Source organism: Desulfobulbus elongatus DSM 2908, from assembly GCF_000621145.1.
GTDB lineage: Bacteria > Desulfobacterota > Desulfobulbia > Desulfobulbales > Desulfobulbaceae > Desulfobulbus > Desulfobulbus elongatus.
Genome location: NZ_JHZB01000008.1, coordinates 123,487 through 130,444, shown reverse-complemented (window position 1 = coordinate 130,444; position 6,958 = coordinate 123,487). Strand labels below are relative to the sequence as shown.

Here is a 6,958-nt window from a genome sequence, read left to right as displayed (position 1 = left end):
CAAGTTTCAATCCACGCCCCCGTGAAGGGGCGACGCCGAGTACATCCCGGCGACACAGGCGGCAACGCTGTTTCAATCCACGCCCCCGTGAAGGGGCGACATCCTGGCTGCAAAGCATGGGGATCAACACCAGGTTTCAATCCACGCCCCCGTGAAGGGGCGACTCATCCTCAATTTCTACCACACCGGGCACGAAAGGTTTCAATCCACGCCCCCGTGAAGGGGCGACTTCCTGGTCAAATAATCCACCATTTCTCAAGGAGCGTTTCAATCCACGCCCCCGTGAAGGGGCGACGGCTGATTCGTAACCTTGCGTCACGAATCAGTTTTCACAGCGTGTTCCGCGATCGTCAGTTGCGGGCAGCATGGTTCACCTCCCTTGCCTGCATCAATTTCCTCTTAACCATCGCGACAATCAGCATCGCGAATCGCCCGTCTTTTGCTGGGCGCGGGCGGTTCGCGGACCGGTTTTAGACAATAAGCGGACCCTCCTGGTCCAAACTTTCCTTGGCACCGACATGCTCCACCCGGTTGCGCCAGTTGGCTCCGAGGAAATAAAAACGGAGGCTGTCAGCCTCCACGTCTATTTCGTCAATCAGCGCTTGGCGTAGCCGGGTCCATTGGGCCGGGTCCACCATGCATTCAAACACCGAAAATTGCACCCGTTGACCGAAATTGCGACATACCTTGGCCACCCTCCGCAACCGCTTGGTTCCGCCCGGTTCGCTGGTGCGTACGTCATAACTCACCAATACCATCATGGCTGCCCCCTACTTCCAGATCATCGGAGGATAGCCGTCGAGTTCGCCCCGTAGATAGCGGGCAAACAGTAAGGCCTGGATGTGGTAGAACAGGCCCAACGACATCTTCTCTTCCACAAACGGGTGCACCATCTCTTCCTGTTTGCGCTTCTGATAAGCCATCAACAGAGTTTTGCGGGCGGCATCGCTCATTCGCACCGCGCCGCCGTCGCTGACAACAAAATCGTCCCGGCGCATCTGCCCTAGGTTGACCAGCGAGACCGCCAATCGATCCGCCATCGGTCGAAATTCCTCCATCAGATCGAGCGCCAACCCGGCCCGACCCGGTCGATCGCGATGCAGATAACCTACAGCCGGATCAAGCCCCACCGATTCGAGTGCCGAGCGGATATCATTGACCACCAGGGTGTAGAGAAAGGAAAGAAGGCAGTTGATGCGGTCGAGTGGCGGGCGACGGCTGCGTTGTCGCATGAAAAAGTGCTTCTTGTCGCGCACGATCAAGTGATCGAAGGCACTAAAATAAACGCGGGCCGCATCGCCTTCCACCCCGCGAGTCTCTTCCAGGCCCAACCCGCTCTGTAACCGCCTGAGTGCCGCACCCAGACGGTTGATCGCCTCCTGCAAGAACGGAGTATCAACCTTATCACCATGATCGCGCAGTGCCCGCAACAGCACCGTGCGGCAGTTGGCCACCTTGCCGAGCACGCAGGCCGCAGCCACCCCGGCGGAAAAGCCAAGATCATCCGCTCGCCGGTACTGCTCGCGCCGCAGAAGCACATTTCCCGCAGTCGGCCCCTGGACCCGAGCCAGAAACCGGCCGTTCTCACTCAAGAAACTCAACTCCACCTTCCGTTCGCCGCAGGCTCCCATCAAAAAAGGACTGCAACCGACATTACCGAAGCAGACAATCGATTCCAAGGTGTGCAGTGGCACCCGCAGGGCTGTCTGGCCCTCAACGCGCACCGCCACGGTTTCACCATCCTTGGCCAAATAAGCGCCCTGAGTGGTGACGAACAAAGTGTTGAGATGTTTTTTCACGCTTCCACCATTTTCCGCAGATATTTGCCTACTTGATTGCGAATCACCACCTTGGGCAGACAGAGCGGCAGAAACGAACAACTTTCGCAGCGTTCGGCATAGTGCGGCGGCGGCGTTTTACCCTCGGCCAGCAGGGCATGCACCTCGGCTGCAATCTGGGCTGTCTTTTCCCGTAAGGGGGCATCAAAGACCACCACCGAGCGCCGCCTTTGTTTTCCGTAATAGAGCGCGCCTTCGGATATCGTGCATGCCAGCATCTCTTCCAGGCAGATGGCCTGGGCGCACAACTGCGCCCGGTCGGTATCATCTTTTTTCGGCCGGCCGCGCTTGTATTCCACGGGCAGCGGCAGCCACGAACCATCTTCCTCAAGATGAAACTCGATGATGTCGGCCCGTCCCGTCACCCCCAGCTGCAAAGAACGGATGGGCACGTCGTATTCCACCCGCAGGACGCGGCGCGATTCCCGACCGCTGGTATGCACCCGCTCATGGAGAATGCGCCCCTCGGCGGTCAGTTGATTTTCCCGCCACTGCTGTTCGATGTGAATTAGAGCACACTGGCGCGGACAGAACAGGTAGTGCTGCAACGCCGAGATCATCACCAGATCGTCTTCGTCGAACAATGCCGAATCGTATTTTTCCGCGTCCGCTTTGGTTGGAGAATACTCAGCCATGCACCCACCTCCGTCCGGATTTATTGTTTCTCCCAGCAGATTGACGATCAACCGGACAAGCAGATCCTTCTGGGAGGGATCGGAGGCGGCAACCAGCAGAGCCAGGGCGACCAGCGCCTTGTTCCTTGTTGTCAAACCGGACCGCTTCGATCAGACTGTTTTCCTGTAAATAGAGGAGGAAAAGAAAAGAGCCGATGCGCTTGTTACCATCACTGAAGGGATGATCCTTGATTACGAAATAAAGCAGGTGTGCAGCTCTCTCCTCGACACTGGGATAAAGATCCTGACCGGCCAAAGGTCTGATAAATGGAGCCGAGAATACCGGTCAGACTCTCGCCTCGCTCTCGGCCGAACAGATCGGTGGCTTCACCCTTGAGAGCCAGTTCACCCCGCAGGCAGGCGATTGCCTGGCGAACGACCACCAGATCAAACTCCATGGACTCTCGCCGGTTGAGCCCGGTCGGCAAGGAGAGCCTGTCCTCATCGTACAGGAGCAGCAACTGCCAACTCACGCCGTACCTCCGCGCCAACCGCACCACGGCCAGCCCGCTTTTATTCGCCGGTTCGTGTTGTTCCAGAGTGGCAGCCAGAAGCTCCAATACGCTGCGCACTCGACCGCCCCTTGTTCAGCAAGCCGCCGCTGATTCAGGGCGTATCCCTTGACCAAATACTCCTTCAGCACCGAGGTTGCCCAGATGCGGAATTGGGTGCCGCGCTTGGAATTGACCCTGTAGCCAACGGAGATAACCGCGTCCAGGTTTGTAATACTCGACCTGGTAGGTCGTGCCGTCGGAGGCAGTTGTTGCATTTATTGCAACAACTGCCTCCTTGGCCAATTCCCCTTCCCGAAAGATGTTCCCGAGATGTCTGGATATAACGGATTTATCCCGCTCAAACAGTTCGACCATTTGAGTCAACGAAAGCCAGGCTGTTTCTTTCTTAAGCCGCACATCCAGTGCGGTTCGGCCATCTTCCGTTTGATAAAGTAAAACGGTGCCGAGGTTTTGGGGGGCAGCCGGTTTGAATACGTTATGATCCATACGAATCAGCACCTCAGATTAGCTGCTCATTCTTACAGCTTTTCCTCCAAGGTCACCCCGGCAGGTACTGCACCGATCTGCACGGTATAATCTTTAAATGAACGGGCTGGCCCCGAAGAACCCTCCGCACGCTTAATATCAATCAAGTCAAACAGTTTATGTGCCGGGGCATTGCCCATCTTGCCGTCGTGCTTGAACACGAAGAGCTTGCGGCTACTCATCAAGCCACGAGCCGCCGAGCGGTCGTGTTCAAACATGTTGATGAGAGCATCCCACAACAAGTTCACATCTTGATCGGAAAAGCCCGTTTTCTCCGCCAGAGGGGCGGATATAAACCCCTTGGCCATATACAACCCATATGGAACGATATGCTTACGCCCCATGGTGCGTTCTTTTTCCAAGTCCTTCTCATTCGTGACAGCCATTCTCGTGATGCTGATTTCTTGCGGAATAATGGGATCGACACTTTTTGCAAATGCCAACTGCACCGGCCCGCGCACCTGTCCGCAATTGATCTCAGTAGTCATGACTGCGCCAAACGCACGAATATCGTAGAAATTGGTGCACATCCAGCCTGTCACCCGCAGGGCATCCTCGATTTTTTTCGGCAGTTTTTTGGTTTCCGGCTTTAAATCAAAGGCCTTGTATGCCTCTTCATTGGTTCGGTTGAGCACAGCCTTTTCCTGTATATAAATTTTGAACCCCTCCGCTCCGTCCTTGGCCAACGCTATATGATTTCTAATTTTTCGTTTAAGGCAGACGTCTGTCACCAAACCGTGCCCGGTTTCGGGGTCGACGCGCGGGGTGTTGCCTGCATCGGGATCACCGTTGGGGTTGCCGTTTTCCACGTCAAAAAGCAGGGCAAATTCATAACGATTGGCAAGTGCAGTCATGGTTCAATTCTCCTCGGTCGTAGTGGTAGTTGTCTTCTTACTGGTATACAAATCCTTCATCCGCTGGTAGTAGCCGATCATGAACAGTCCCTGTTCTTCCGGTGACATGGCCGGCGGAAAGTTATCAATATCAGCCATTGTGTCTTGAATCGCTTTTTCCAGATTGATCGCCCAACCCGTTTTCGCCGGGTCCTTACGCAATTTCGCGATATGATTGGCTCCATTCTTCAGCAGCAGATGAAACACCCTGGCCGGAGTTGCCGGCGCCGAGGCGAAAAAACGATCTTTCATTGTGGCGGTCGTGCCGGGAATTGCGTCGGCCTGCGCTTTTTCGAGAAGGGCAAACAAGCCGCCAAGTAAATAGGGGACATCCTTTCTGTCGGGGTCGTAATACATAGAGATCTCCATTTGTTTGTTACGGATAAGAAACGCCTTGAGCAACGCTGCCCGGAAGTAGCCCACATTATGCTCTGAACGAATGCGGCCCAAGACCGCGGTGAGCAGACTCTGAGGGTATAATGCACCGCTGAGCAGGGCCTTGGTCATGCCGCCCGCAAGCACGGGCAGAATATTTTCGCTTTTTCCAAGCGTTGCGGTCTGGCAGAGTAGACGCCAGAGGGGCGGGAATTCCGGTTCGCTGTCAAATTGGCGCACTATCGCGAGTTCGCGGAAATGTTTGCCGACACACTCCAAAAAGCCCCCCACGGTATTCTCCAACCAGAAACGGATGGACAAACGGGAAGCATTGGGCGCAAGCCCCAAAATAAAGAAACGGACGGATTCATCCAATTCCGGGACAATATCAACCGCTCGTTTTCCCGAACGAATATTTTTCAGTAAATCGTATATCTTGGCAGAAGTTTGCGAATCATCCTCAGTGTCTGTTTTTGCGGTATTTTTTTCTTCTGGCGCGAACAGGCCGGCAAAAAATTCTTCCGCAACACTTCGGCATTCTGCCCAGAACACAATGGTTGTGTCCCCAATCACCACTTTTTGGCGGCTTTTCACGCCCAATAACGAGTTCAATGCGGTTGTATAGTTGAAAGTCGCTTTTTGGCTGACAGGTGCGTTAAACGATTGTTCCTTTCCATATGATTCAAAGGCAGGAAGGTTGAATGAAACGATAGAAGCACCAGCAGATTGGGCACCACGCACACCTTTGACAGAAGGATGCAACCGGGCAAGCGGTTGCTCGACTTCCCCGGAAACAAGACATTGCCCGACGGCAGTTGCTTCACGTTGTCCCAGGCATCGCTCCCATGCCTTGCGAGCAGCCTCGCGTTCATGCACAAAACCTCTCGCCCCACTCAGTCGAAACACCAAGTTTGTGCCGCAGATATCTCCCCAATCCGGTCGTGTTGCTATTGATCGCAAGTCGCGGTTGAAAAACGACAAGACAGCCTGAAGTCCGGGATCCTCGGCCAAGCAATAGATTCGCAATTGCTCGACAAATGCTTCATGGCATTTGTCTGTGCGTTCCTGTTTTCCCTTGTCGTCAAGCCCAAGTACATAACTCGTCGAATCCCAAAGGAAATTCGGCTTAATCCCACTGGCTTTTTTCTCGGCAGCCGGCACAATCATTTTCCGCGGGCGCAACTGTCTGCCTTCCTGATTGCGTAGGTCTTCAATATCGAGCAATTCTCCATCTTCGTTGAGCACCAAGGCATAAGAAATGTTTTCTACACTGGTACCAAAAGATGGCATCGTTGTGTCAGGTTCGTCCGTTTTCCGTTCATAATACCGGTGCAACTCCTGAAGAATCATGATCGCACCTCCGAGGACCATGGCACCGGCGGAGTGATGACGCCATTCTCCATAACGACTTTGAAAAAAAGCGGTTTCATCTCATGAACGAAGTCAATATCCAACAGCATGTACCCCAATTCCTTGGTCTTGCCTTTGTAACAGGAGACAGGAACATCCCCATCCAGCAATTCAAAAAAAGCAGGAAATTCACGGCATCCCAGGCAGGGTTGATGGAAAAACTGACCAGCGCGGGCGCGGCGGTTGAAGATATCCAGATGCTTCCCTTCATTGTCACCTGGCCCAGCTTTTTCGGTCAGCTCGAAATGCGCCTCAATGACATATTCAACATCGCGCAACAGGGTTGACGCCCGCTGTTGCCGGTTGTCCCCGTCATCCACCAGATAAAACAGGGGCTTCTTTTCACGCATAACCGTTGTCGGGTTCGGCTTGGAAATCTTCGACTTCACTTCGTTACGACGCACGTTGTCGAAACGAATAGGGCGAAGCACACGGATCCTGTCCACTACCCAGCGTATGGCAGGTTTCCAATGAATCGCCTCCAGGATGCCCCGTGCGGCCGAAGGTGTCATGACATCGTACGACACCCGTTCCACTTTCATCTCCGGGCGGGAGAAGCAGGCGTAATCCCCCCAGACACGGAGTTTCACTCCATACCCCATAGGTTCACCTCCTTGAACGATTTGTTTGAGGGAGGGTTGCCGGAGCGACAACCCTCTCGTTCAAAACGACAAATTTAAACACCTAAGGTTTCAATCCACGCCCTCATGCGTAAGGGCGACCCAGCG

Annotated in this window: 6 protein-coding genes, 1 pseudogene and 1 CRISPR repeat array; all 7 genes and pseudogenes read right to left on the bottom strand. The window is 54.3% G+C overall.

Annotated elements, in window-relative coordinates:
* Nucleotides 1-3: 3 nt before the first annotated feature.
* A CRISPR array of direct repeats spans nt 4-295; the repeat unit is 31 nt; unit sequence GTTTCAATCCACGCCCCCGTGAAGGGGCGAC.
* 175 nt (nt 296-470) lie between these two features.
* Nucleotides 471-761: a CRISPR-associated endonuclease Cas2 gene (cas2, locus tag Q362_RS0106510; RefSeq protein WP_028318033.1), complete on the bottom strand. Its 291-nt coding sequence runs from the start codon at nt 759-761 to the stop codon at nt 471-473.
* A 9-nt stretch (nt 762-770) separates the two neighbouring features.
* Nucleotides 771-1,799 carry a type I-C CRISPR-associated endonuclease Cas1c gene (gene cas1c, locus Q362_RS0106505; protein ID WP_028318032.1) on the bottom strand — a complete coding sequence of 343 codons (1,029 nt, stop codon included), beginning with the start codon at nt 1,797-1,799 and terminating at the stop codon, nt 771-773.
* Nucleotides 1,796-2,473, bottom strand: coding sequence for a CRISPR-associated protein Cas4 (gene cas4, locus Q362_RS0106500; protein WP_084312374.1), 678 nt, complete (start codon nt 2,471-2,473; stop codon nt 1,796-1,798). Before cas4 ends, cas1c begins: the two co-directional genes overlap by 4 nt.
* 45 nt (nt 2,474-2,518) lie before the next feature.
* Nucleotides 2,519-3,513, bottom strand: a pseudogene (locus Q362_RS24970) (virulence RhuM family protein/type II toxin-antitoxin system death-on-curing family toxin); the annotation flags it as partial.
* Nucleotides 3,514-3,545: 32 nt separating this feature from the next.
* Nucleotides 3,546-4,406, bottom strand: a complete 861-nt coding sequence (gene cas7c / locus Q362_RS0106490) for a type I-C CRISPR-associated protein Cas7/Csd2 (protein ID WP_028318029.1) — start codon at nt 4,404-4,406, stop codon at nt 3,546-3,548.
* A 3-nt stretch (nt 4,407-4,409) separates the two neighbouring features.
* Complete coding sequence (cas8c, locus tag Q362_RS0106485; RefSeq protein WP_028318028.1) at nt 4,410-6,170, bottom strand: type I-C CRISPR-associated protein Cas8c/Csd1; 1,761 nt, start codon at nt 6,168-6,170, stop codon at nt 4,410-4,412.
* Entirely contained in the window at nt 6,167-6,832 is a 666-nt protein-coding gene (cas5c, locus tag Q362_RS0106480) for a type I-C CRISPR-associated protein Cas5c (RefSeq protein WP_028318027.1), read from the bottom strand. The genes cas8c and cas5c overlap by 4 nt, the downstream gene beginning before the upstream one ends.
* Nucleotides 6,833-6,958 lie beyond the last annotated feature (126 nt).